This is a genomic window from Pseudomonas sp. KT_2_4 (assembly GCF_041410225.1).
Taxonomy (GTDB): Bacteria; Pseudomonadota; Gammaproteobacteria; order Pseudomonadales; family Pseudomonadaceae; genus Aquipseudomonas; species Aquipseudomonas paracarnis.
Genome location: NZ_CP166962.1, coordinates 2,419,211 through 2,442,419 on the forward strand (window position 1 = coordinate 2,419,211; position 23,209 = coordinate 2,442,419).

A 23,209-nucleotide genomic window follows, 5' to 3' on the forward strand; every position below is an offset into this window, starting at 1 on the left:
TGTTTGTTGTTGTTATTAAAGCGGGTGTTGAACTTCCTGCCGGGGATAGCGCTATCTTTTCCGGCAAAAAATTAATGAGTAGGTTCAAAGCCGTGCTTGCGCCACCAGGTATTGGTCTGCTCGGCCAGCTCCTCGACGCTGTCTTCACTGGCGTTCAAGGCCAGGGTCAGCGGCTCGCCCTTGGGCGATTCAAGGGTGGCGAACTGGCTGTCGATCAGGCTTGCCGGCATGAAATGGCCGGGGCGGTGAGACACGCGGTCGGCGGCGACTTCGCGGGTCAGTTCCAGGAAGACAAAACCCAGGCCCGGCGCGGCTTCGCGCAAGTGGTCACGGTATTTTTTCTTCAGGGCCGAACAGGTCAGTACAGGATGCTCGCCCGCTTTCAACGCGCGGCGCAGTTCATCGCACAGGATGTCGAGCCAGCCGGCGCGGTCGTCGTCGTTGAGGGGGTGGCCGGCGCTCATCTTTTCGATGTTCGCGGCGGGGTGAAAGCTGTCGCCTTCAATGGCAGTGGCGCCGTTAAGGGCGCACAGGGCTTGGCTGACGCTGGACTTGCCACAGCCGGAAACACCCATGATGACCAGGGCGGTAACAGGTTGACTCATGAAACACCTCAGGACGCAGATAGCGCTACCTTTGCATAGCGTAAGGCTAGTGCAAAAACAGGCTTTTCCCGCGCCGACTTGTCATTTTTATGGAGTGACGCGTGCATCCGTTCCAACAGATTGACTTCAAGAGCTGGACAGGATCAGGCAACCCTTTATCCAAGAATTTGCAGCCCTTTGGAGACAGCGCTACCTTAGTGCCTCGATTTTTGTTTGGCAAGCTGCCTGATGACCTCTAAGAACGATAAAAATACCCGCACGACGGGTCGCCCCACCTTGAACGAAGTCGCCCGCCTGGCTGGCGTCAGTCCGATTACCGCCTCCCGTGCTTTGCGCGGTATCAGCACGGTCGCCACGGAGCTGGTAGAAAAGGTGCAACAGGCCGCCGCCGAACTGAGCTACGTGGTCAACCCCGCCGCCCGCGCCCTGGCCTCGGCGCAGAGCCATTCGGTGGTGGTGCTGGTGCCGTCACTGTCCAACCTGCTGTTTATCGAAACCCTGGAAGCTATTCATCAGGTACTGCGGCCCAAGGGCTTTGAAGTACTGATCGGCAACTCCCATTATTCGCGCGATGAAGAAGAAGACCTGCTGCGCAACTACATGGCCTATCAGCCGCGGGGATTGCTGCTGACCGGGTTTGACCGCACCGAAAGCGCGCGACGAATGGTCGAGGCCAGCAATGTGCCCTGTGTGTACATGATGGATCTGGACCCTAATGCCGGGGTGAACTGCGTGGGCTTCTCGCAACTGGCCGCTGGCGAGACCGCGGCGGCGCACTTGCTGTCCCGGGGGCGCAAGCGCCTGGCCTATATCGGCGCGCAGTTGGATCAGCGCACGTTGTTGCGCGGCGAAGGTTTCCGCCGCGCCTTGCAGCAGGCGGGCATGTACGACCCGGCGCTGGAGCTTTTGACACCACGTCCCTCCTCCGTGGGCCTGGGCGGCGAACTGTTCCTGCAATTGCTGGCAGCGCATCCGGATGTGGATGCGATCTTCTTCGGCAACGACGACCTGGCCCAGGGCGCCCTGCTCGAAGCCCTGCGCCATGGCATCAAGGTGCCTGAACGTGTGGCGGTGCTGGGCTTCAACGACCTGCCCGCTTCCTCATTCATGGTGCCGCGCCTGAGTAGCATCAGCACGCCACGGGAAGCCATCGGGCGTCGGGCGGCGGAGCATTTGCTGACGATCATGGCGGGCAACAAGGTGGCCAAGCCAGTGGTGGATATGGGGTTTGAGTTGCAGGTGCGCGAGAGCACCTGAACGTCGAGCTGAACGCACACAATGTGGGAGCAGGCAAGCCAGCTCCCACCTTTTTCTACCGTGCCCACTTGATAGGTAGGACAGCCGTAGGAAGCGGCTTACATTGCAGTAAGCGCCTTGCTCCGCTGCCTACGCTTACGTCAGAATCCGCCGGCTTGTGCGCCTCGGTGACGGTCTCTAAGGTTTGCCGGTCGCTGAATTTCTCGGTGATCGGGTTTAGTAGCCCGAGTTTGGTCACTCTAAGTGCATAAGCCTGCCCGCGTTAATGGCGGCTGTGCGTAGGGCACTTTCGGGTGCGCCGGCTTTGAGTGTCCACCGGTCTACTAACCTGCGTACAGCTGCCACCCTCGTTTAGTAGCGATACGGCGGCAGCCCATTCCAGGATGCTCTGATGATCAAAAAAATCGATCCGCCGCTAACCACCCTCTTCACGCTCATCCCCGATGTTTCCACTGAAACCCTGCTGGCCAACAGCTACGAAACCGTCTGCTCCGTCAGCACCTTACTTCTCGACCTGTCCGATGACCTCACCGGCAAACACCGTGATGTGGCCCTGGCCATTCATCAATTGAGCGAGCTGAGCGTATTGCTGGTGGGCAAGGCCATGGACCAGCACACACCACGCTGCTGAGGCAATCCACGATCCCTGTGGGAGCTGGCTTGCCTGCGATAGCGGCGTATCAGGCAGTACCTTCATTGACTGACACAGCGCTATCGCAGGCAAGCCAGCTCCCACATTTTCGACCGGGCCCGCTTCACACCCTCGCCGCTGTGCCCGGCGCCTGCTAGATTGGTCATTCTCCAAATGCCAGGGAAGCACCATGGGCCATTCACTGAAAATTTTGGGTCGCACCTCCTCCATCAACGTGCGCAAAGTACTCTGGACCTGCCAAGAACTGGGCATCGACTACGTGCGTGAGGACTGGGGCATCGGCTTCAAGCCCACCCAGTCCCCCGAGTTCCTCGCCTTGAACCCCAACGCGCAGGTGCCGGTGCTGATCGACGACCATGGCGTGCTGTGGGAGTCCAATACCATCTGTCGCTACCTTGTCGGCCTTTATCAGCGCCATGACTTGCTACCCGTTGAGCCTGCCTTGCGTGCACGGGTTGAACAGTGGATGGACTGGCAGGCCACCGAACTCAATCCTTCATGGGGCTATGTGTTCAACGCACTGGTGCGTAAGAACCCGGACTATCAGGACCCGCAACGCATCCAGGCGGGCGTGCAGGCCTGGAATGACAAGATGGCCTTGCTGGAACAACAGTTGACCCAGACCGGCGCCTACGTCGCGGGCGAAGAGTTCACCCTCGCTGACATCTTGATAGGTCTTTCGGTGCATCGGTGGCAGATGACACCCATGGAGCGGCCACCCTACCCCGCCATCGCGGCGTATTACCAACGCCTCAGCCAGCATGCCGGCTTCAAGACCTTCGCCCTCGACGGCCATGACTGAGCGAGCTATTGGGCCTCAGGCCGATGGTCATCACCATCGGTCTGAAAACCACCACCACCTGTCATATTTGACAGTAGACCTGTTTTTCATCTTCACCTATTCATAAGCCAGAGCAAGGCAATGCCTCGCTCATCCCTGAATATGGAGAAGCGGCCATGAGCAAGAAGATCGGTGAGAACGACAAAATTTCCGGCGTAATCGATGGGTGGAACTTCCCATTTGAAACGTCTTACGTCGCCCATTTGAACGGAGAGTCAAATTTCAATTCGACCGTTGGAATCATGTCCGGATCTGGCTTGATAAAAATGAGCATCGACCAAAATATCAAGGAAGGTGAGACCTACGACATCGGTGCAACTGAAAGTGATAAAAAAGTACGACTTGAGTTTGACGACACGCGACAAGGTCAGCCAGGCAATTATATGGCAACCAGTGGCAAATTCGCCGTATTGCAACTGCAAGGCAATACTCTGTTAGCGTCCCTCGAATTTGAAGCGCAAAACGCGCAAGACCCTCAAAAGAAGATGAGCTTCACCCAAGGCGCTTATAAGGTTGAGGACTTCAAGCACGTCTAGAACATCCACGCAGCGGGAGGGCCCCACTCCCGCCAGAAGCTGCCTGCCGATAGCAACCTTCGGCAGGACAGCTTTCAGGCCCTCGAACCATAAACGTCCGAAACAGCGGCACCACGCGCAATTAATCGGCGAATGTACGGCCCATTTCCGGCAACTTAACAAGCACCCATTTCCGTTAGGAAGCTAAGATTCCAGGTGACTGCCTATGGAATTTGCTCATGCCCACACTCCCCGCCTCCACCACAGACACCCTCGCCTCTCTGCGCGCCGCCCACATCAGCGCCCGCATCGACCGCCTGCCCGCCGTCGCCACTATTTGGCGCCTGGTGGCGTTGCTCTCCATCGGCGGCTTTTTCGAGCTGTATGACTTGTTCCAAACCGCCTATATCAGCCCTGGCCTGATCAGCGACGGAATTTTTCATACCGGCAGCGAAGGTGTTTTCGGCTTCTCGGACCAGGCCGCTTTCGCCTCGGCCACATTCCTGGGCCTGTTCCTCGGCGCCAGCCTGCTCAGCCCCATCGCCGACCGCTTCGGGCGACGCGCGATCTTCACCTTTGCGCTGGTCTGGTACACGGTGGCAACGGTGCTGATGGGCATTCAGACCTCGGCCGTGGGCATTATCTGCATGCGCTTTCTGGTGGGCATTGGCCTTGGCATCGAACTGGTGACCATCGATGCCTATCTCTCGGAACTGGTACCTAAGCGCATGCGCAGTTCGGCGTTTGCCTTTGCATTTTTTATCCAGTTTCTGTCGGTACCGGCTGTGGCCTTGATGTCGTGGTGGCTGGTGCCACAGGCGCCGTTCGGTATCGCGGGCTGGCGCTGGGTGGTGCTCTCAAGTGCAGTGTTTGCGCTGTTTATCTGGCAACTGCGCAAGCGCCTGCCGGAGTCACCGCGCTGGCTTGCACAAAAGGGACGCTTCGAAGAGGCCGACACGATCCTGAACAACCTGGAGGCACGCTGCCAAAAGGATCATGGCAAGCCGCTGGACGAACCGGACCCCGAAGCCATCAGCGTGCAGGGCAATGGCCGTTTCGCCGATATCTGGCAGCCGCCCTACCGGCGACGCGCCTTGATGCTGATCGTGTTCCATGTATTCCAGGCCATCGGCTTCTTCGGCTTTGGCAACTGGCTGCCGGCCTTGCTCTCGGGCCAGGGTGTCAGCGTGACCCACAGCCTGCTCTACGCCTTTATCATCACCCTCGCCTACCCGCTGGGCCCGCTGCTGTTCGTCAAGGTGGCCAACCGCTTTGAGAACAAATGGCAAATTGTCGGCTCGGCCATGGGTGCAGTGATCTTCGGCAGCCTGTTTGCCCTGCAAACCACAGCGTTAGGGCTGATTTTCTGCGGGGTGATGATCACCTTCTGCAATGCCTGGCTGAGCTTCAGTTATCACTCCTATCAGAGCGAATTGTTCCCCACCAATATCCGTGCGCGAGCGGTCGGGTTCTGTTATTCGTTCAGCCGTTTGTCCACGGTGTTCAGTAGCCTGTTGATCGGCTTTATCCTAGAGCACCTTGGCACGCCGGGGGTGTTGGCGTTTATCGCCAGCAGCATGTTGATCGTGATGATTACCATCAGTTGGTTCGGGCCGCGTACGCGTAATCTGGCATTGGAAAATATCGCCCATTGACCACCGTCGGCGCTCGATACCGTCCGTCAGCGGAGTGACTCTACTGTCAACTTTGACAGTAGATCGCAACGCCTCAGGCGGTTCTACTGATAATCAGGCGTTCCCGTGGTGGGCCGCCATTGGAAGGTAACCCGGATTGAACATGGAACAGAGCGAACACGCCTCGGCAGGATGGCTTAAATCCACAGGCTTCGAAGGTGAAATAGATACCAGCAACGTCGTATATCGCGAATCCAGTCCCGGACGCTGGATCACTCTGGATGGACGCCAGCCCAGCCAGGGTGGCGACTTTATCGGCATTCAAATCGACTTTCCCAAGGATCAGCCCCCAGGTCCGATCACCGTGCCTCAACCTTGGCCAAAAGACGTTAACGTCAGCTATTTCCGACAAACAGTCTTCGGCCATCGCACCTCCTACCGTGCAAAAAGCGGCACGCTTGACTTGCGCACCTATGACGGGAATACAGGCTCTGCAGCCGGCACTTTCGAAATCACTGCTGAGGTCGAAGGCACGGACCGTTCGTTCAAAGGCTCGTTTGATATTCGCACCGTAAAAAACAGCTAGCCAGCGGCAACGATTGGTCTCTATACGGTCATCGCTTGCCGCCTGAAGCGCCCGCCTACCCGCCGCTACATTGACGAGGCCTTTGCCAAGGAAGTATCCGAACGCCTCCAGCAGCAGCAACAGCAGCAGGTAGCGGCGAAGACGGCTGACCCACAGGCGCAGGCCGTGAAAGAAACCCTGGCTGCGATCTAGTCGCGCAGGGAATCCAAATGTGGGAGGGGGCAAGCCCCCTCCCACATTTGAATATTCTTTCGCAGGGTATCAGCGCAGGTTTCAATTACTGCAGTTGCAGCGTGGAATTGAACTGACTGATCGCATCCACCACATGCCGCGAGCCTTCCTGGATCTCCAGGATCACCTGCCCCGCTTCATTCGCCAGTTCCACCCCGAGCCCCGTGCGGCTCAGGCTCGACTGCATGCTCGACACCGCGCACAGCGACAGGTCGTGATTCTTGCGCACCACATCCACGATCTCCACCGTGGCCTGGCTGGTGCGTGCCGCGAGACTGCGCACTTCATCGGCCACCACCGCGAACCCACGTCCATGCTCACCGGCCCGCGCCGCCTCAATCGCCGCATTGAGTGCCAGCATATTGGTTTGCTCGGCGATGCTGCGGATGGTCTGCACAATGGCGCCGATGATGTCCGATTGCTTGTTCACCGCATCGATACTCTCGGCAGCCTGGTTGAGGTCACTGGAGATCGCCTCGATGATCTCTACCGTTTGCTGCACCACCTGCGAGCCCTTGCGTGCGCAGGCGTCATTTTGCACCGAGGTGGCGTGGGCCGAATCGGCGGCAGTACGCAGGGTAGTGACCTGGCTGGTAATGTCGCTGGCGAACTTCACCACTTTGTACAGGCGCCCATTCGTGTCGAAGATCGGGTTGTAGGACGCCTCCAGAAACAAGGTCTTACCGTATTTGTTTTTACGCTCGAAGCGATGGGAGTGATATTCGCCGCGATTGAGTGAGGCCCAGAATGCCTTGTAGGCCGGCGACTCCACTTCACTGCGATGACAGAACATGCTGTGGTGCTGGCCGATGATTTCCTCCCGCGTGTACTGCACGGTGCGCAGGAAGTTGTCGTTGGCATTCAGGATTTGGCCCTGGGGCGTGAACTCGATTACCGCCATGGAACGGCCAATGGCGTCGATGAGGCTCTGGTTTTCGTGTTCATGGTGCACCCGTGCAGAAATATCCGACGCTACTTTGATCACACTGCGTACCTGGTTGTCGCTGTCCAGCACCGGCATGTAACTGGCTTCGAGCCACACCTCCTCGCCATGCTTGTTCAAGCGCATAAAGGTGCCACTGAGCGCCTCGCCTCGCGCCAGATCGCGCCACAACTGGTGGTAGGCATCGGTGTGGGTATACGCCTCCTCGCAAAACAGGCGGTGATGTTTGCCACGGATCTGCTCGATGCTGTAGCCCATGGTTTGGCAAAAACGCTCGTTGGCATTCAGGATCACTCCCGTGCGGTCGAACTCGATCATCGCCATGGAGCGGCTGATGGCGGCAAGCTTGGCGTTGGCTTCGGTAAGGGCACAGGAAAAACGCTGGATCTCTTGCAGGTCGGATTTGTGCTGGCGGTTGAACATGGTCAGATCACCCTGGATTCCCGGCGCCTGGAGGGCGCATTCCATTCATACGTTGGATATTTCTGGTACACCTGCATGGGGAAATAACCATTGGAAACGCTTTATCGGCCAAGCGTCGTTAACGGTTCTGGGTGAGCATAGACAGGCCTTGGCACTCTGCAAGGCCACTAATCCGCCAGCATCACTACTCAGGGATGATCAAGGGGCTTGAAGACAGCCTGCTGCACGTCGACTTTTTTCGGGATCAGGCCGTTGGCAAAAAACAGGTCGGCGGTGCGTTGCTGGTTGGCGATATCGATGGCCGCCAAGGGGCGGATCGGCTCGGGCGAGCGATGTTCGAAGTAGCTTTTGACCACCGCCGGTTGCAGGCCCAGGGTGCCGGCCATCAGCGTGATGCTCGCGTCGGGCTCATCAAGCGACAAGCGCTGCGCCTTGCCAAGCGTCTGGATAATCGTGGCGATGGCCTCTGGGTGCTGCTTGGCAAACGGGTGGTTGACCACGAAGAAACTGCCCGCAGGGTTCAACCCTTGCCCGTCCCGCAGCACGCGTGCCGAGCCGTCGATCACGGCGGCCGAGTAGTACGGGTCCCACACTACCCATGCGTCCACCTTGCCTTGTTCGAACGCGGCGCGGCCGTCGGAAGGCGACAGGTACACCACATTCACATCCTTCCACTGCAACCCGGCGTGCAGCAGGCTTTTGAGGAACAGGTTGTGTGCACTGGAGCCCTTGAGCAATGCCACGCGCTTGCCCTTGAGTTCGGCCACGTTCTGCACGGTGCTGGCCTTGGGCACCAGCACTGCTTCGGCCTTGCCCTCGTTGGGCTCGACGGCAAAATACTGCAAGTCGATCCCGGCCGCCTGGGCGAAGATCGGCGGGATATCACCAATATTGCCGATGTCCAGGCTGCCTGCGTTGAGCGCTTCGATCAGCGGCGGGCCACCGAGGAATTCGGTCCACTGCACCTGTGTACCGGGCAGTGCGGCTTCGAAGAGCTTGTGCTCACGGGCGAGCACCATGCTGACCGAGCTTTTCTGGTAGCCGATGCGCAGCGTGGAAGGTTCGGCCGCCGAGGTGGGTTGCGCCAGTACCGCCAATGCCAGCAGCGAACTGCCCAGCAGGTGTTTGATTGCTTTCATAAGTTGCCTCTTGGTGGTTCGATCAGATTCAAAGTGAGCACAGGAAGTGTGGGAGCTGGCTTGCCTGCGATGGCGGCCTGTCATGGCCAGAGGTGTTGGCTGGCTCACCGCTATCGCAGGCAAGCCAGCTCCCACATTTGATCGGGGTGGGATTCAAGTCCGGTAACAGCGCGGGCCATGTAGTCACTGACCGAGCGCTGGGAAATCCCCAATTCGGCGGCGATCTGGGGGTACGTCAGGCCGTTGACGCGGGACAGCAGGAACGTCGCCTTGACCTTGGCCGGCAAGCGGTCGAGCGTCTGCTCGACGGCCTGCAGCGCTTCGAGCACTCGGGCCCTGCCCTCCGCGCAGGCCGCATCGTTATCCAGCGCAGCGAGGTAGGCACGCTCCAGGTCACGTCGACGCCACACCTGGTACACCAGGCGCTGGGCAATGGTGGTAAGCAATGCGCGGGGCTGTCGTATCGGCGCTACCTGAGGTGCACTCAAGAGCTGGACAAACGCGTCGACGGCGATGTCTTCGGCGTGGGCACGGGAGTTGAGGTAGCGGTGCAAACGGCTGCACAGCCAAGGGTAATGAATGCGAAACAGGGAGCCCACATAGTCGCTGTGAGCACGATCGGCGCCGGACATAGGGGCTCCTTCTGAGTAGGTTGCGCGGTATGTCCGGTGTTCCGGTGAAGCAATCCTAGCAAGGCTCCTTATGCTTTAATAATACTTAAAACGCATTCTTATATAACCTTATTGAAGTACCGAATAGCCGATGCTGGCGGCTTTGCGCTGGTAATCCAACACCACCTGATAGTCATCTTCGCTGGCAGGAAGCACAGCTCGCACACCGAGGGTTTGCGCCACCTGCGGCAGGTCCTGCAACGCCAGGTTCATCGCCTCACGAATCTGCGCCACCTGCCCATCGCTCAAGCCCAGCGCGCCTATGTAAGGCAAAGTCGGGCTCGGCGCGCTGCGGGTGATGACGCGCAGGCCCGCGACCTCTTCGGGGGCGAATCGGGCGAGGTAGTCGTAGGTGACGCTATCGATGGCGGCGAGGTCGGCGCGGCCTTCACGCAGCCAGCGCAAGCTCTCGCGGTGGGCGCCGCTGATGCCGACGCTGGCGAAGAACCGCCCGTCGCGCTGCAACGGCGCCAGACAGTGACGCAGCAGGTTCATGCCGCTGTTGGAGTCGTGGCCGTTGATCACGCCGCGGCTCTGGTAGAACTGCGTCAGGCGGGTACGCGGGTTGTCCGCGCGGGTCAACAGCAGGCTGCAATGTTCGCCGTGGCTGCTGTGGGCCAACTCGTAACGGGGGCGCCCAATGATGCGCACCTGGCCGCGCAGTTGGGTCATCAGCGGGTAGCCGCAGGTTTGGCTGACGAGCAATTGTGGCGCCAGCCACAGGCCGCGCAAGTCGAGGTGGTCGGCGTTAAGACGATGCAGCTTCAAGCGCTCAAGGATGCGCGCCAGCCAGTGTTGATTGGCCTGCTGGATAGGTTCGGGCGCAACGTACATGCGCAGGTCGGCGTAGTACTCACTCATGGTCGCCTCTCAGGCAAACGGGTGCCGGGGACTGTCGATGGCCTTGAGGCCGTGACGGCTGATCAACTGGCCGTAGCCTTGCACCAGGAAGCCACCGCTGCGCACCAGCCACTGCTCGCGCCGGGCACGGTACACCCTGGGCAGCAGGTACCACGGCAACTTTGGCAGATCGTGGTGCACCAGGTGCAGATTGTTGTTGAGAAACAGCCAGGCCCAGGGCCAGGACGCTTCGTTGAGCACTGTGCGGTGTTCCGGCCGGAGATGGGGGCGGTGCTCATAGTAGGAACGGATCGAAGCCAGGGACAACGCTGGCACGCTGACCAGCAGCAGGTAATGCCACACCGCAAGCGCGCTGTAGGAGGCAATGAAACTCAGCATCAGCACAGTAACGGCGCCGTGAGCCAGCCACATCGGCCATACCTGGGGCAGGCGTTGAAACTCGTGACGGGCCAACCGGCCAATGGCCAACGGCGCAGCCAGCAGTAAGCGGCCAAGCACGGTCTTGGTCAGCCAATGCACGCCACGTTCGAACAGCGAGCTGTCGTCCCATTGCTGCTGATTGAGGTAGCGGCTTTCCGGGTCGATGCCCGGTAGGGTCAGGTTGTCGTCGTTGTGGTGCAACAGGTGGCTGTCGCGGTACAGCGTATAGGGATACCACACCGCGAAAGGCGCATAGCCGAGGAGTTTATTGAGCAACAACGAACGGGTCGGGTGGCCGTGGAGCAATTCGTGCTGCACCGATAGCCACAGGGTCACCAGCGGAATCAGCAGCAACATGCTCAGCCACAGGCCCAGCCACCGGCTGCCAAGGATCACCGCGAACCAGCCGGCATATACGCCGATCAACAGTAGCCAGGTCGGCCATTCGGTTCTTGCCACGAAGGTCGTCGCCAGGGCTTCGATTTCCCGGCGTTGGGTCGGATCAAGGTAATTGGCCATCGGCAGCTCAGAGCAGGTGTTTCCTGCTCTGTGCAATGAGGCGGGAAAATCTTGCAGATCGTTTAGTTCTAAGCGTGTAACTCAGTGACCGAACAGGCCTGCTTCGGATTTTTTGGTCTTCTTGTCCGCGCGTTTTTCATCGGCGGTCTTTGCCGGTTTTTTCTTGGCGGCTTTCTTTGAATCCATACCTTTGGCCATGATGCATGCTCCACTAACAGGGGATGTAGCACTGGGTATACCACCTATTGCCCGGCAGAAGGCGCTTATAATCCCCGGCCCTGGATAATGCTTGTCTGAACCCCATGCCCCCATTGCACATCGAACCGCTGGCAGAGCCTCTGTGGCCACTGCTGAACAAGTTTTACCGCAACCACAATTCGTCGATGAAGGCACTCAAGGGCGGCCGCTTGTGGGTGGCGCGCGATAGCGACATCGTGGCGGGCTTGTGCTTGAGCCCGGTGGTGGGTGGGCAGTGGCTGACGGGGGTGTTTGTGGCGCCGACTTATCGTGGCCAGGGGCTCGCGGCGCGACTGGTTGAAGAGGCCGTGGCGGGTTGTGAGGGGACGGTCTGGTTGCTGTGCCATCCGGACCTGGAAGGGTTGTATCGGGGCATGGGGTTCAGCCAGGACACGGTTTTGCCGCAATCGCTGAGTGAACGGCTGGTGCGTTACAAGCGCAATAAGCCGATGATTGCGATGGGGCTCAATGCCCCAGTCCTGAATAAACACTGATCCCACAGTTGAACTGTGGGCTATTCGTCAGCCGTTGGGTCCAGCTCCGGGAACATCACTTCAATAAACCCGAATTTGCTGAAATCGGTAATCCGCGATGGGTACAACCGGCCGATCAAATGGTCGCACTCATGCTGCACCACCCGCGCATGGAAGCCGTCGGCAAAACGCACAATCGGCTCCCCCTTGGGGTCGAAACCTTCGTAGCGGATCTGCTGGTAACGGTTCACGGCGCCGCGCAGGCCGGGCACTGACAGGCAACCTTCATAGCCCTCTTCCAGTACCGGGCTAAGCGGTGTGATCAGCGGGTTGATCAGAATGGTCTGGGGTACCGGCGGCGCCTCCGGGTAGCGTTCGCTGGCCTCGAAACCAAAGATCACCAGTTGCAGGTCGACACCAATCTGCGGTGCAGCCAGGCCAACACCGCCTACGTGTTCCATGGTCTGGAACATATCGTCGATCAGTTGCCACAACTCGGGGCTGTCGAACATCTCCGGCGGTACCGGCGGGGCGATACGCAGCAGGCGCTCGTCGCCCATTTTCAGGATTTCACGGATCATTGTTCAGGCTCGGTAATGGGCTTGGAGTGGTCCCGGCCTAAGCCAGAGACGTGCTGTTTTTCAGTCGGGGCCGGTTCGCCGATTTCCTTCTGCCCGGGGTCCTTGCCTTCGGCAGACATGTGTTCGATCACGGCATTCATCTCCGCGCCGAGCAACAGCACGGCAGCGGAGATATAGAAATACAGGAGCAGGACAATAATCGCACCGATACTGCCATACATGGCGTTGTAGTCGGCGAAGGTTTTGACGTAGTAGCCAAAGCCGAGGGAGGCGACGATCCACACCACCACCGCCAATACCGAACCTGGGGTGATAAAGCGAAACTCCTGCTCGACATCCGGCATCACGTAATACATGAGTGCCACGGCGAACATCAGCAGGATCACGATCAATGGCCAGCGCAGGATAGTCCACAGGGTGACGACGAATTCCTGCATGCCGATCTGCCCGGCCAGCCACTCCATGACCTGCGGGCCGAGCACCATCAGCGCGGCAGCAGCCAGCAGCATGCCGGCGATGCCGACGGTGTAGAAAATCGACAGTGGAAAACGCTTCCAGATCGGCCGGCCCTCAACCACGTCGTAGGCGGCGTTCATGGCGCTCATCATAAGGCGCACGCCCGCGGAGGCCGTCCACAAGGCAATCACGATACCGACCGAGAGCAGCCCCCCCTTGGACTGCTGCAGTTGGTCGATCACCGGGTTGACTTGCTCTAACGCCTGGGGCGGCAACACCAGTTCCGACTGCAGGCGCAGCCAGGTGAAGAAGTCAGGCAGGTGCAGGAAACCGATCAGGGCGATCAGGAACAGCAGAAAGGGGAACAACGAGAACAGCATCTGGTAGGCCAGTGCCGAGGCGTAAGTCGGCATCTCGTCATCGAGAAATTCAGTGACGGTGCGCATCAGCACCTTGTGCAGCTTGAGACCATCGAGTACCGGAAAAATCATAGCGTCTCCTTTCGCCGCAAAGAGATTGAGTTCATGGGCGACTCAGGGGCCGTTTTCTACATCAAAGTAGCCCATTTGGCGACTTTGAAACAATTTCGAAAGTTTAGTTGCAACACCGGATACAAAAACGGCCATCCGTGGATGGCCGTCGGGCTGCTGGGGGCTGCCCGCCAGGACGTGTTACTCAGTGGCTTTTTTCACTGCGTCCTTGGTCTTGCCCACTGCTTGCTGAGCTTCGCCTTTTTTCTCTTGGATCACGCCTTCAGCACGCAGTTTGTCATTGTCTGTGACTTTACCGACGCCTTGCTTGATGTTACCGACAGCTTCGTTCGCCAAGCCCTTTACCTTATCGGAAGTGCTGCTCATGGTATTACTCCTGATAACAATCAAATGGTTTTTGGTCACTACGTAGCGGTTGACCTGAAGCGCAACGGCAGAGTTTCAATTATTTTTGTACGAGCATTTCATCGAAAGCGGCAGGTTTGGCTTTATGTTTTATGTCCAACCCACGAGAATGCCCGGCACATTCAGGCTGCAACGCTGAATAACAGATCCCGTAGGAAGGTTATGAAACTCAATAAAGCACAGGCCATTGCCCGCAGAAACCAGGAACTGGGCGGTGCCGTACTCGGCGTCAACAACTGCCACTTCACCGACCTGGACCGCAAACGCAACATCTGGTGGTTCGACCTGCCGGTGGGGCGTATTGCCGTGGGCCAGTACGAGTGGATCCATCTGTTGATGCACAACGCCGACACCGACCAGTTGTTGCACCTGAAGGTGCCGACCGTGTTCCTGCGTGAAAAACTCGAGGGGCTGGTGGTGCGCAATGCGGGCAAGCGCAAGCCGGAGATTACCCTGGAGTTGAGCGCCGACAAGGATTCGTTCTTGAAGGACGTGCGCCCCGCCGGTGCGGGTGTGAGCTTTGCGCAGTTCGTGCTGTAACCCGGTAACCCTGTGGGAGCTGGCTTGCCCGCGATAGCAGTGAGTCAGGCGATACAGCAGTGGCTGGTGTAGCGCTATCGCAGGCAAGCCCGCCCCCATAGGGGGTAAGTGTTTCGCCAGCGCCCTCATAAAAAACCCCGCATCAGCGGGGTTTTTTATGGGTTACTTTTTAAGACCGAGTTTCTTCAGTTCTTCATCACGCAATTCACGCCGCAGGATCTTGCCCACGTTGGTGGTCGGCAACGCATCACGGAACTCCACGGCCTTGGGCACCTTGTAGCCGGTGACGTTGGCGCGCATGTGTTCCATCACCTGGTCCTTGGTCAGGGTGGCCCCTGGCTTGACCACGATGAACAACTTGATGTGCTCGCCGGATTTTTCATCCGGTACGCCGATGGCCGCACACTGCAGCACGCCCGGCAGGCCCGCCAGCACGTCTTCGAGCTCGTTGGGGTAGACGTTGAAGCCGGAGACCAGAATCATGTCCTTCTTGCGGTCGACGATACGCATGTAGCCGTCTGGCTGGATGATCGCGATGTCGCCGGTCTTCAGCCAGCCCTCGCTGTCGAGCATCTCGTCGGTGGCATCCTGGCGCTGCCAGTAGCCCTTCATCACTTGCGGACCTTTTACACACAGCTCGCCGGTTTCGCCCAGCGCCAGCTCGGTACCGTCGTCGGCGATGACTTTACACGCGGTGGAAGGCACCGGAATGCCAATGGTGCCGATCTGGATGTTCTGGATCGGGTTGACCGTGGCCACCGGGCTGGTTTCAGTCATGCCGTAGCCTTCGCAGATCGCGCAGCCGGTCACGGCCTTCCAACGCTCCGCCGCAGCCAGTTGCAACGCCATGCCGCCCGATAGGGTGACCTTCAGCGCAGAGAAGTCCAGCTTGCGGAAACCTTCGTTGTTGCACAGTGCCACGAACAGGGTGTTGAGGCCGACGAAGCCGCTGAACTTCCACTTCGACAGTTCCTTGACCATCGCCGGCAGGTCGCGCGGGTTGCTGATCAGGATGTTGTGGTTGCCGATCAGCATCATCGCCATGCAATGAAAGGTGAAGGCATAGATGTGGTAGAGCGGCAGCGGTGTGATCAGGATCTCGCAGCCTTCATTGAGGTTGGAGCCCATCAGCGCCTTGCATTGCAACATGTTGGCGACGAGGTTGCGGTGGGTCAGCATCGCGCCCTTGGCCACGCCGGTGGTACCGCCGGTGTATTGCAACACGGCCACATCGCCGCTGGCCGGGCTGGCATCGTTGACCGGCTGGCCATGGCCCTTGGCGAGTACGTCGTTGAACTTGATGGCCTGGGGCAGATGATAGGCCGGCACCATTTTCTTCACGTACTTGATCACGCTGTTGATCAGCACGCGCTTGAACGGCGAGAGCAGGTCGGCAACTTCGGTGACGATCACGTGCTTGACGGCGGTCTTGGGCACGACTTTTTCAGCCAGGTGCGCCATGTTGGCCAGGCAAACCAGGGCCTTGGCCCCCGAATCATTGAATTGGTGTTCCATCTCCCGCGCGGTGTACAGCGGGTTGGTGTTGACCACGATCAGGCCGGCGCGGATGGCACCGAATACAGCGACGGGGTATTGCAGAACGTTGGGCAGTTGCACAGCGATTCGATCGCCAGGCTTCAAATCGGTATGCTGTTGCAGATACGCGGCGAATGCGCCGGACAATTCGTACAGTTCACCGTAGGTGATTGTCTTGCCCAGGTTGCTGAAAGCCGGTTTGTTGGCGAAGCGCTGGCAGGACTGCTTCAGTACCGCCTGAATATTCGGATACTCGTCTGGATTGATCTGTGCAGCAATCCCGGCGGGGTACTTATCCTTCCAAAAGTCTTCATTCATGGAAGCCCACTCCTCAGCGACGCGAATTCATCATCGCATTTGATGCGATTATTATTGGTGTATGTTTTTAGGTGAGTCTGGCGCTTTCAAGCAGGCCTAGAAGTCACAAAGCGCGCCGAGAGTAGCAGCTTTGCCAAGGGCCGCCTAGAGCCAAAAGAGGGCCCTACAGTCATAAACATGACTCAAGAATATCCAATGGTCACTTTTAGAGCAAAAATTCTATAACGCCAAAAATGGCTCTAGAACAAGCTCTCAAGGGTGCTATATGACAATGTGGGAGCTGGCTTGCCTGCGATAGCGGTGGATCAGTCAATTCAACAGGTGACTGAAACACCGCTATCGCCGGCAAGCCAGCTCCCACATTTTTTGTACCCGGTTTCAACTCAAGCGATGTCGCGCAGCTCGCGGCGCAAAATTTTGCCCACAGGCGTCATCGGCAACGACTCCCTCAACACAATATGCTTGGGCACCTTGTAGCCGGTGAAGTTGGCCTTGCAGTACGCCTTCAGTTCCTCAAGGCTCACCCCCTGGGCCCGTGCCACCACGAACAGCTTCACCGCCTCCCCCGTGCGCTCGTCCGGTACGCCGATCACGGCGCAGTTGGCCACGGCCGGGTGGGCCATGATCACGTCTTCGATTTCGTTGGGGTACACGTTGAAACCCGAGACGATGATCAAATCCTTCTTGCGATCCACAATACTGATGTAGCCATCGGTGTCGATCACCGCAATGTCACCGGTCTTCAACCAGCCATCGGCGTCCAAGGTTTCGGCGGTGGCGGCCGGTTGCTGCCAGTAGCCCTTCATCACTTGTGGGCCCTGGATGCACAGCTCGCCGCGCTCGCCCAAAGGCAGTTCTTGCCCCAGGTCATCGACGACTTTCATCGCCGTACCCGGCACCGGGATGCCCACGGTACCCAGGCGCGACAGGCCGCCGTAGGGGTTGGTACTGGCCACTGGCGAGGTTTCGGTGAGGCCGTAGCCTTCGCCGATGGCGCAACCGGTCAGCGCCTTCCAGCGTTCCGCCGTGGCCTTGACCAGAGCGGTGCCACCGGAGTTGGTGATCTTCAGGTGGGAGAAATCCAGGGTCTTGAAATCCGGGTGGTCCATCAGCGCCACAAACAGCGTGTTCAGCCCCAACAGGCCGGAGAACTGCCACTGCTTGAGCTCCTTGATAAACCCGCCGATGTCCCGTGGGTTGGTGATCAGCACGTTGTGGTTGCCGGAGACCATCATGCACATGCAATTGGCCGTGAATGCATAGATGTGGTACAGCGGCAGCGGTGCAATCATCACCTCCTGCCCTTCCTTGATCAGCGGATGGCCGTCGTCGCCCAGTTGCGACATGCACGCCCGCACCTGCTGCATATTCGCCACCAGGTTGCCGTGGGTGAGCATCGCGCCCTTGGCCAGGCCGGTGGTGCCGCCGGTGTATTGCAGCACGGCGACGTCGTCCAGGGTCACCGGATGGCGCGTCACCCCAAGGCCCGCGCCCATGCGCAGGGCGCGCTTGAACGACACTGCTCGCGGCAGGTGGTAGGCCGGAACCATCTTCTTCACCTTGTCGACCACGGTGTTGACCAGCCAGCCTTTGGCGGCGGGCATGAAATCGCCCATCCTGGCTTCGATCAGGTAGTCGATCTCGGTGTCGGTGCATACCTCCTGCACCCGCGAACCGAACAGGTTGAGGTAGACCAGCGCGCGCACACCGGCGTCCTTGAACTGGTGGCGCATCTCGCGCGGGGTATACAGCGGGTTGGTGTTGACCACGATCAGCCCGGCGCGCAGTGCGCCGAACACCGCCACCGGGTAATGCAGCACGTTGGGCAGCTGCACCGCGATGCGCTCGCCGGGCTTGAGGTCGGTGTGCTGCTGCAGGTAACCGGCAAACGCCGCACTCTGGCGTTCAAGTTCTGCGTAGGTGAGGGTAATGCCCATGCTGCTGAATGCCGGACGGTCGGCAAAAGTCTTGCAGGAACGCTCGAAAACCTCGATCACCGACTTGTAGGTGCTGAGGTCGATGGCATTGGGGACTCCCGCCGCGCGTTTGTCATTCCAGAAATCAGGTTGCATTATTCTTGTCCTCTTTACCTGAGTGTGTCCGGCCGCTGCCATGCAGATGTGCAGCAATAAGAAGCGGAGCTTTGGGGAAGTTAGCAGCTATGGCCAAACAGGCAAGACGCTGAACTGTGTCATTGATTGTATGAATCTTGTACCTAAGGCGTAGGCAGACACCCCGCCCCACGCCGGATGAGCTATACAATGCAACCACCCTGAGCAAAGGAAGCCGCCATGAACCACAGCACCTTCTGGCTGACCGCGAACGACCACACCCGTCTGTACGTCAACCAATGGCTGCCCGACGGGCCACCCAGGGCCGTGGTGATGATCTCCCATGGCATGGCCGAGCATGGCGGCCGCTATGCGCGCCTGGCGCAGGCATTGTGTGCAGCAGGCCTGGGTGTGTATGCGCTGGACCAGCGCGGGCATGGCCGCACTGCAGAGGCCGGCACTATTGGGCTATATGCTGAAACGGATGGCTGGAACAAAGTAGTGGGCGATCTGGCCAGCCTCAATCAGCACATCGGCCAACAGCATCCCGGGCTGCCGATCATCCTGCTGGGCCACAGCATGGGCAGCTATATCTCCCAGGCGTACTTGCTGCATCACAGTGCCAGCTTGCATGGCGCAATACTCAGCGGCTCGAATTTCCAGCCGGTGGCCCTCTACCGTGCAGCGCAAATCATCGCGGGCATCGAGCGAGCGCGCCAAGGCCTGCGAGGGCGCAGTGCGTTGATCGACTTCCTGTCGTTCGGCTCATTCAACAAAGCCTTCAAGCCCAACCGCACCAAATTCGACTGGCTCAGCCGCGACCCGGTTGAAGTGGATAACTACATCAACGACCCACTCTGTGGCTTTCGTTGCACCAATCAACTGTGGATCGACCTGCTGGGCGGCTTGCAGCAGATCAGCAAAGTCTCCAACCTGGCGCAGATCGATCCTGGCCTGCCGATCCTGGTGATGGGCGGCGATTGTGATCCGGTGAGTGAAGGCAAGCGTCTCAAGGACCTGGCCCACGCACTGCGTGAGGCCGGCTGCCAGAACGTGCAATTGAACCTCTACCCGCAGGCGCGGCATGAAGTGTTCAACGAAACCAACCGTGATGAAGTCACCGCCGACCTGCTGGCCTGGCTCGACCAGGCGCTGGCGTTGCGCAGGCCCACCCGCTGCGAATAGTTTTTGCTTTAAAATCAGCCGATTAATTATCGATAAGCCACAGGATGCACCTTTAGATGACCCAGGTAACCAACACCCCGTACGAAGCGCTCGAAGTAGGCCAGACCGCCAGCTTCAGCAAAACCGTCGAAGAGCGTGATATCCAGTTGTTCGCCGCCATGTCCGGCGACCACAACCCGGTGCACCTGGATGCTGAATACGCCAAGGCAACCATGTTCAAGGAGCGGATTGCCCACGGCATGTTCAGCGGTGCGCTGATCAGCGCGGCGGTGGCTTGTGAGTTGCCTGGGCCGGGCACGATTTACATCGGCCAGCAGATGACCTTTCAGAAGCCGGTGAAGATCGGCGACACCCTGACCGTGCGCTTGGAAATCCTCGAGAAACTGCCGAAGTTTCGCGTGCGCATTGCCACTCGGGTGTTCAACCAGCGCGATGAGTTGGTGGTAGATGGCGAGGCAGAGATTCTGGCACCGCGTAAGCAGCAAGTCGTGACGTTGACCGAATTGCCGCCGATCAGCATCGGCTGACATTCACGCAGTACCAATGTGGGAGGGGGCTTGCCCCCCGATAGCGCAAGTCAAGTCACAGCTGCAGTGACTGATACTCCGCCATCGGGGGCAAGCCCCCTCCCACATTCTTCAGAACATTTCCAACAAAGGGCTTACGACTGAGCGCGGGCCTGGTTACGCAGGGCTTTTACCTGGTCGTGATTGCGCTGTACACCGTGGTACTGACGCTCAACCAAGTCACGAATGCCCACCAGGTTGTGTTTGTTGATCTTCTCGATCGCTTCACGGTAAGCCTTCAATGCGTGGTCTTCACCGCGCTCGGCTTCGTTCAATACGGCCTCTTCGTCCTTGCCAGTGACCATCGACTTCACGTCGACCCAGCCACGGTGCAGGGCGCCAGCCATGCTGCCGGAATCTTCAGGATCGCCACCCAAGGCACGCACAGCAGTTTTCAGTTCAGCAGCGGCTGTCGCGCAATCAGCGGAGCGTTTGGCAAACAGGGCCTTGAGTTCTGGATGCTTGATGTCTTCAGCGCATTCCTTGAAACCCTTTTGGCCGTCGATGCTGGTCTCGATCAGGTCGTTCAGTACGGAGATCGATTCTTTGTTGATATCAGTCATTTTTCAATTCCTTGTACGGGTTAGAAGGTTGCCTTGGTTATTGCAGCGCCCGTGCCAGGTTTTCAAAAATTATTTTTACGTTTTATTTCAATAAGTTACGAATTATTGAACCATCTGTATCTTGGTTATTTGCATGATCTGTCATTTGGCCTTCATGCAGAATGCCTGTATTTTCGAAAGCCTGGCCTCAACCCTGCGACGCTCATGAATCCCGAAAAACTCGAACTGCTCATCACCCGCCAAATGCCCTTCGGCAAATACAAAGGCCGGATCATTGCCGACTTGCCTGGGCCCTACCTGAATTGGTTCGCCCGCGAAGGTTTCCCCCACGGGGAGCTGGGCGGTTTGCTGGCCTTGATGCAGGAAATCGACCACAACGGTCTGTCCGAATTGCTTGAGCCACTGCGCGCCAAACACGGCAGACCCGCCCCCCGCCACTAGGAGACCCACCATGCCAAGGAATGCCGATAACGAAGCGCACTGGCAGGCCATCGCTCAGCGTTACGAGTGCGAGCCCGGCCCGATCAACCTGGAAAACGGCTACTTCGGGCGCATGAGCCGGGCGGTGCAGGCCCAATACCTTGAGCACATCAGCTTTATCAACCGCAGCAACGCTGTGCATGTGCGCCAGCGTTTTGAACAGGGTGAAAACAACGAGATACGCCGCCAGTTGGCCGGGTTGATTGCTGTCGACCCCGAGTCGGTCGCTTTCACCCGTAACGCCACCGAAGCCTTGCAGTCGCTGATCCGCAACTACAACCGCCTGCAACCGGGCGACCAGGTGCTGATCACTGATCTGGAATACGACACAGTCAAAGGCGCCATGCGCTGGCTGGCAGCGACTCGCGGCGTGGAAGTCATAGAGGTGGCCCACACCCACCCGGCCCGTTTCGACAGCTTGGTGCAGACTTATCACGATGCGTTTGTGCAGTACCCGCGCCTGAAATTAATGGCCTTGACCCATGTGACCCACCGTACGGGCCTGGTCATGCCGGTTGCGGCCATTGCCAAGGCAGCGCGCGAACGAGGAATCGACGTGATCCTCGACGGCGCCCACGCCTTGGGCCAGATCGAATTCAACCTGGCCGAACTGGGCATTCAGTTCGCAGGCTTCAACCTGCACAAGTGGATCGGCGCGCCGTTGACCCTGGGCTTTTTGTACATCGCACCGGAGCGCCTGGCCGATATCGACCCGGATATGGGCGAGTTCCATTACCCAGCCACCGATGTGCGAGCGCGTACGTCCTACAGCACGCCGAACTTTCCGGCGCTGATGACCTTGCCTCTGGTGTTTGAAGAGCATCGACAATTGGGGGGCGCTGCAGCCAAGGGCGCACGCGTCAATTACCTGCGCAACCTGTGGGTGAACCAGGTGCGGCCGTTGGCGGGGATCGAAGTGCTGACTTCGGATGACCCGCGACTGTATTGCGGGATCACCGCCTTCAAGTTTATCGGGCGTGATCAGCAGGCGATGGTGGACAGGTTGCTCAAGGAGCACGGCCTGTTCACCACTACGCGCACGGGGGCAGCGTTTGGCACCTGTATCCGGGTGACGCCGGGGCTGGTGACGTCGGCGGCGGACATCAATGCGCTAGTCCACGCGATCACCAAACTAAACACCGTTTAAAACTGTGGGAGCGGGCTTGCCTGCGATAACGGTGTAGCAGCCAAAGATGGCCTAACTGATAAATGGCTATCGCAGGCAAGCCAGCTCCCACCTTCAGAGCGGCGATGTGCTTGAGGTTTTTCTACAGGCAAAAAAAAGCGGCACACCGACCAAGTGCGCCGCAAAAATGCCGTTAAGCACAGCAACAACGATTCGATAAATCCGTTCAGTCCAGCAGCGCCAGCGCCTGGGCAGTGACTTCCTGGATACGCGCCCAGTCGCCGTTCTTGACCCACTCCGGATCCAGCATCCAGCTGCCCCCCACGCACATCACGTTTTTCAACGCCATGTAGCTCTTGATGTTGGCTGGGCCAACACCGCCAGTCGGGCAGAATTTGACTTCGCCGAACGGGCCGCCGAGCGCCTTGATGGCAGCAACACCACCGCTGACTTCAGCCGGGAACAGTTTGAAGCGGCGATAACCCAGGCCGTAGCCTTCCATGATGCCGGAGGCGTTGCTGATGCCCGGCAGCAGCGGGATCGGGCTGTGCACCGAGGCTTCCAGCAGGTCGCGGGTGATGCCAGGGGTGACGATAAATTGCGAGCCCGCCACTTCGGCCGCTTCGAGCATGTGACGATCGAGCACGGTACCGGCACCGGTGCACAGCTCAGGACGTTGCTCGCGCAAGACCTGAATGGCCTTGAGGCCGAACTCGGAACGCAGGGTCACTTCCAGCGCGGTCAAACCGCCAGCGGCCAGGGCGTCGGCCAACGGCAGGATGTCCTGTTCGCGGGCGATGGTGATCACCGGCAGGATCCGCGCCTTGGCGCAGAGGCTGTCGATCAAGGCAACTTTATCCGCCATGGACACGGTCGATTGGGGGCTTTTCATAGCGGCTGATCC

The 23,209-nt window shown here is 58.9% G+C and carries 25 protein-coding genes and 1 pseudogene; 12 read left to right on the forward strand and 14 right to left on the reverse strand.

The window, feature by feature from the left end; translation table 11 throughout:
- Positions 1 to 71 precede the first annotated feature (71 nt).
- Complete coding sequence (locus tag AB9N64_RS11150) at positions 72 to 605, reverse strand: gluconokinase (protein ID WP_014719641.1); 534 nt, start codon at positions 603 to 605, stop codon at positions 72 to 74.
- A 225-nt stretch (positions 606 to 830) separates the two neighbouring features.
- On the opposite strand from AB9N64_RS11150, the gene AB9N64_RS11155 reads away from it, so the two are divergent.
- The 6 genes from AB9N64_RS11155 (at position 831) to AB9N64_RS11180 (ending at position 6,090) form a co-directional block, all read left to right on the forward strand.
- On the forward strand, positions 831 to 1,862 hold the full coding sequence (locus tag AB9N64_RS11155) for a LacI family DNA-binding transcriptional regulator (RefSeq protein WP_161793224.1): 1,032 nt from the start codon (positions 831 to 833) through the stop codon (positions 1,860 to 1,862).
- Positions 1,863 to 2,253: 391 nt separating this feature from the next.
- The gene (locus tag AB9N64_RS11160) at positions 2,254 to 2,493 is read left to right on the forward strand and encodes a DUF6124 family protein (protein ID WP_014719643.1); all 240 of its coding nucleotides are present in this window, start codon (positions 2,254 to 2,256) and stop codon (positions 2,491 to 2,493) included.
- Positions 2,494 to 2,683: 190 nt separating this feature from the next.
- Complete coding sequence (locus tag AB9N64_RS11165; RefSeq protein ID WP_014719644.1) at positions 2,684 to 3,316, forward strand: glutathione S-transferase family protein; 633 nt, start codon at positions 2,684 to 2,686, stop codon at positions 3,314 to 3,316.
- A gap of 155 nt (positions 3,317 to 3,471) precedes the next feature.
- Entirely contained in the window at positions 3,472 to 3,891 is a 420-nt protein-coding gene (locus tag AB9N64_RS11170; RefSeq protein WP_014719645.1) for a hypothetical protein, read from the forward strand.
- A gap of 218 nt (positions 3,892 to 4,109) precedes the next feature.
- Positions 4,110 to 5,525 (forward strand): MFS transporter, encoded by a 1,416-nt coding sequence (locus AB9N64_RS11175; RefSeq protein ID WP_014719646.1) that lies wholly within the window; start codon positions 4,110 to 4,112, stop codon positions 5,523 to 5,525.
- 142 nt (positions 5,526 to 5,667) lie between these two features.
- Positions 5,668 to 6,090 (forward strand): hypothetical protein, encoded by a 423-nt coding sequence (locus tag AB9N64_RS11180; protein ID WP_019819324.1) that lies wholly within the window; start codon positions 5,668 to 5,670, stop codon positions 6,088 to 6,090.
- 277 nt (positions 6,091 to 6,367) lie between these two features.
- Here the strand turns inward: AB9N64_RS11180 and AB9N64_RS11185 are convergent, their stop codons facing one another.
- From AB9N64_RS11185 to AB9N64_RS11210, 6 genes and pseudogenes are all read right to left on the reverse strand, one after another.
- Positions 6,368 to 6,940, reverse strand: a complete 573-nt coding sequence (locus tag AB9N64_RS11185) for a methyl-accepting chemotaxis protein (protein ID WP_370694805.1) — start codon at positions 6,938 to 6,940, stop codon at positions 6,368 to 6,370.
- Positions 6,941 to 6,958: 18 nt separating this feature from the next.
- Positions 6,959 to 7,732 (reverse strand): annotated as a pseudogene (locus tag AB9N64_RS11190) (PAS domain-containing protein); the annotation flags it as partial.
- A 143-nt stretch (positions 7,733 to 7,875) separates the two neighbouring features.
- Positions 7,876 to 8,826 (reverse strand): aliphatic sulfonate ABC transporter substrate-binding protein, encoded by a 951-nt coding sequence (locus AB9N64_RS11195; RefSeq protein WP_166405538.1) that lies wholly within the window; start codon positions 8,824 to 8,826, stop codon positions 7,876 to 7,878.
- 110 nt (positions 8,827 to 8,936) lie between these two features.
- Entirely contained in the window at positions 8,937 to 9,458 is a 522-nt protein-coding gene (locus AB9N64_RS11200) for a sigma-70 family RNA polymerase sigma factor (RefSeq protein WP_019819328.1), read from the reverse strand.
- 108 nt (positions 9,459 to 9,566) lie between these two features.
- Positions 9,567 to 10,358, reverse strand: a complete 792-nt coding sequence (locus AB9N64_RS11205; protein WP_014719651.1) for a phosphate/phosphite/phosphonate ABC transporter substrate-binding protein — start codon at positions 10,356 to 10,358, stop codon at positions 9,567 to 9,569.
- Between the two features lie 9 nt (positions 10,359 to 10,367).
- The gene (locus AB9N64_RS11210) at positions 10,368 to 11,297 is read right to left on the reverse strand and encodes a fatty acid desaturase (RefSeq protein ID WP_130175411.1); all 930 of its coding nucleotides are present in this window, start codon (positions 11,295 to 11,297) and stop codon (positions 10,368 to 10,370) included.
- Positions 11,298 to 11,599: 302 nt separating this feature from the next.
- Here AB9N64_RS11210 and AB9N64_RS11215 point away from each other — a divergent pair, with 302 nt between their 5' ends.
- Positions 11,600 to 12,028, forward strand: coding sequence for a GNAT family N-acetyltransferase (locus AB9N64_RS11215; RefSeq protein ID WP_019819336.1), 429 nt, complete (start codon positions 11,600 to 11,602; stop codon positions 12,026 to 12,028).
- A 20-nt stretch (positions 12,029 to 12,048) separates the two neighbouring features.
- On the opposite strand, the gene def is transcribed toward AB9N64_RS11215, so the two are convergent.
- The 3 genes from def to AB9N64_RS11230 form a co-directional block, all read right to left on the reverse strand.
- Positions 12,049 to 12,588, reverse strand: a complete 540-nt coding sequence (def, locus tag AB9N64_RS11220; protein WP_014719654.1) for a peptide deformylase — start codon at positions 12,586 to 12,588, stop codon at positions 12,049 to 12,051.
- Positions 12,585 to 13,535: a YihY/virulence factor BrkB family protein gene (locus tag AB9N64_RS11225; protein WP_014719655.1), complete on the reverse strand. Its 951-nt coding sequence runs from the start codon at positions 13,533 to 13,535 to the stop codon at positions 12,585 to 12,587. Before AB9N64_RS11225 ends, def begins: the two co-directional genes overlap by 4 nt.
- Positions 13,536 to 13,715: 180 nt before the next feature.
- Complete coding sequence (locus AB9N64_RS11230; RefSeq protein WP_003193737.1) at positions 13,716 to 13,901, reverse strand: CsbD family protein; 186 nt, start codon at positions 13,899 to 13,901, stop codon at positions 13,716 to 13,718.
- A 201-nt stretch (positions 13,902 to 14,102) separates the two neighbouring features.
- On the opposite strand from AB9N64_RS11230, the gene AB9N64_RS11235 reads away from it, so the two are divergent.
- On the forward strand, positions 14,103 to 14,480 hold the full coding sequence (locus tag AB9N64_RS11235; protein WP_034134348.1) for a hypothetical protein: 378 nt from the start codon (positions 14,103 to 14,105) through the stop codon (positions 14,478 to 14,480).
- Positions 14,481 to 14,642: 162 nt separating this feature from the next.
- Here the strand turns inward: AB9N64_RS11235 and fadD1 are convergent, their stop codons facing one another.
- Both fadD1 and fadD2 read right to left on the reverse strand, forming a co-directional pair.
- Positions 14,643 to 16,334, reverse strand: coding sequence for a long-chain-fatty-acid--CoA ligase FadD1 (fadD1, locus tag AB9N64_RS11240; RefSeq protein WP_014719656.1), 1,692 nt, complete (start codon positions 16,332 to 16,334; stop codon positions 14,643 to 14,645).
- Positions 16,335 to 16,717: 383 nt separating this feature from the next.
- On the reverse strand, positions 16,718 to 18,406 hold the full coding sequence (gene fadD2, locus AB9N64_RS11245) for a long-chain-fatty-acid--CoA ligase FadD2 (protein WP_003193743.1): 1,689 nt from the start codon (positions 18,404 to 18,406) through the stop codon (positions 16,718 to 16,720).
- A 219-nt stretch (positions 18,407 to 18,625) separates the two neighbouring features.
- Here fadD2 and AB9N64_RS11250 point away from each other — a divergent pair, with 219 nt between their 5' ends.
- Together AB9N64_RS11250 and AB9N64_RS11255 are read left to right on the forward strand one after the other, a co-directional pair.
- Positions 18,626 to 19,570 carry a lysophospholipase gene (locus tag AB9N64_RS11250; protein WP_371360261.1) on the forward strand — a complete coding sequence of 315 codons (945 nt, stop codon included), beginning with the start codon at positions 18,626 to 18,628 and terminating at the stop codon, positions 19,568 to 19,570.
- A gap of 56 nt (positions 19,571 to 19,626) precedes the next feature.
- Positions 19,627 to 20,097, forward strand: coding sequence for a MaoC family dehydratase (locus tag AB9N64_RS11255; protein ID WP_003193747.1), 471 nt, complete (start codon positions 19,627 to 19,629; stop codon positions 20,095 to 20,097).
- A gap of 134 nt (positions 20,098 to 20,231) precedes the next feature.
- On the opposite strand, the gene AB9N64_RS11260 is transcribed toward AB9N64_RS11255, so the two are convergent.
- A complete protein-coding gene (locus AB9N64_RS11260) occupies positions 20,232 to 20,699 on the reverse strand; it encodes a PA2169 family four-helix-bundle protein (protein ID WP_014719659.1) in 468 nt (155 codons plus the stop codon).
- Positions 20,700 to 20,903: 204 nt separating this feature from the next.
- On the opposite strand from AB9N64_RS11260, the gene AB9N64_RS11265 reads away from it, so the two are divergent.
- Together AB9N64_RS11265 and AB9N64_RS11270 are read left to right on the forward strand one after the other, a co-directional pair.
- A complete protein-coding gene (locus tag AB9N64_RS11265) occupies positions 20,904 to 21,140 on the forward strand; it encodes a DUF3820 family protein (RefSeq protein WP_003193750.1) in 237 nt (78 codons plus the stop codon).
- 10 nt (positions 21,141 to 21,150) lie between these two features.
- The gene (locus AB9N64_RS11270) at positions 21,151 to 22,326 is read left to right on the forward strand and encodes an aminotransferase class V-fold PLP-dependent enzyme (RefSeq protein ID WP_019819348.1); all 1,176 of its coding nucleotides are present in this window, start codon (positions 21,151 to 21,153) and stop codon (positions 22,324 to 22,326) included.
- 205 nt (positions 22,327 to 22,531) lie between these two features.
- Here the strand turns inward: AB9N64_RS11270 and AB9N64_RS11275 are convergent, their stop codons facing one another.
- Complete coding sequence (locus tag AB9N64_RS11275) at positions 22,532 to 23,197, reverse strand: bifunctional 4-hydroxy-2-oxoglutarate aldolase/2-dehydro-3-deoxy-phosphogluconate aldolase (RefSeq protein ID WP_019819350.1); 666 nt, start codon at positions 23,195 to 23,197, stop codon at positions 22,532 to 22,534.
- Positions 23,198 to 23,209 lie beyond the last annotated feature (12 nt).

Coding starts and splice junctions, on each gene's coding strand:
- fadD2 (WP_003193743.1), bottom strand. CDS start 18,406: ATGCAACCTGATTTCTGGAATGACAAACGCGCGGCGGGAGTCCCCAAT.
- AB9N64_RS11180 (WP_019819324.1), top strand. CDS start 5,668: ATGGAACAGAGCGAACACGCCTCGGCAGGATGGCTTAAATCCACAGGC.
- AB9N64_RS11275 (WP_019819350.1), bottom strand. CDS start 23,197: ATGAAAAGCCCCCAATCGACCGTGTCCATGGCGGATAAAGTTGCCTTG.
- AB9N64_RS11165 (WP_014719644.1), top strand. CDS start 2,684: ATGGGCCATTCACTGAAAATTTTGGGTCGCACCTCCTCCATCAACGTG.
- AB9N64_RS11230 (WP_003193737.1), bottom strand. CDS start 13,901: ATGAGCAGCACTTCCGATAAGGTAAAGGGCTTGGCGAACGAAGCTGTC.
- AB9N64_RS11170 (WP_014719645.1), top strand. CDS start 3,472: ATGAGCAAGAAGATCGGTGAGAACGACAAAATTTCCGGCGTAATCGAT.
- fadD1 (WP_014719656.1), bottom strand. CDS start 16,334: ATGAATGAAGACTTTTGGAAGGATAAGTACCCCGCCGGGATTGCTGCA.
- AB9N64_RS11225 (WP_014719655.1), bottom strand. CDS start 13,535: ATGATTTTTCCGGTACTCGATGGTCTCAAGCTGCACAAGGTGCTGATG.
- AB9N64_RS11200 (WP_019819328.1), bottom strand. CDS start 9,458: ATGTCCGGCGCCGATCGTGCTCACAGCGACTATGTGGGCTCCCTGTTT.
- AB9N64_RS11270 (WP_019819348.1), top strand. CDS start 21,151: ATGCCAAGGAATGCCGATAACGAAGCGCACTGGCAGGCCATCGCTCAG.
- def (WP_014719654.1), bottom strand. CDS start 12,588: ATGATCCGTGAAATCCTGAAAATGGGCGACGAGCGCCTGCTGCGTATC.
- AB9N64_RS11210 (WP_130175411.1), bottom strand. CDS start 11,297: ATGGCCAATTACCTTGATCCGACCCAACGCCGGGAAATCGAAGCCCTG.
- AB9N64_RS11260 (WP_014719659.1), bottom strand. CDS start 20,699: ATGACTGATATCAACAAAGAATCGATCTCCGTACTGAACGACCTGATC.
- AB9N64_RS11250 (WP_371360261.1), top strand. CDS start 18,626: ATGAACCACAGCACCTTCTGGCTGACCGCGAACGACCACACCCGTCTG.
- AB9N64_RS11235 (WP_034134348.1), top strand. CDS start 14,103: ATGAAACTCAATAAAGCACAGGCCATTGCCCGCAGAAACCAGGAACTG.
- AB9N64_RS11215 (WP_019819336.1), top strand. CDS start 11,600: ATGCCCCCATTGCACATCGAACCGCTGGCAGAGCCTCTGTGGCCACTG.
- AB9N64_RS11175 (WP_014719646.1), top strand. CDS start 4,110: ATGCCCACACTCCCCGCCTCCACCACAGACACCCTCGCCTCTCTGCGC.
- AB9N64_RS11255 (WP_003193747.1), top strand. CDS start 19,627: ATGACCCAGGTAACCAACACCCCGTACGAAGCGCTCGAAGTAGGCCAG.
- AB9N64_RS11160 (WP_014719643.1), top strand. CDS start 2,254: ATGATCAAAAAAATCGATCCGCCGCTAACCACCCTCTTCACGCTCATC.
- AB9N64_RS11150 (WP_014719641.1), bottom strand. CDS start 605: ATGAGTCAACCTGTTACCGCCCTGGTCATCATGGGTGTTTCCGGCTGT.
- AB9N64_RS11265 (WP_003193750.1), top strand. CDS start 20,904: ATGAATCCCGAAAAACTCGAACTGCTCATCACCCGCCAAATGCCCTTC.
- AB9N64_RS11195 (WP_166405538.1), bottom strand. CDS start 8,826: ATGAAAGCAATCAAACACCTGCTGGGCAGTTCGCTGCTGGCATTGGCG.
- AB9N64_RS11205 (WP_014719651.1), bottom strand. CDS start 10,358: ATGAGTGAGTACTACGCCGACCTGCGCATGTACGTTGCGCCCGAACCT.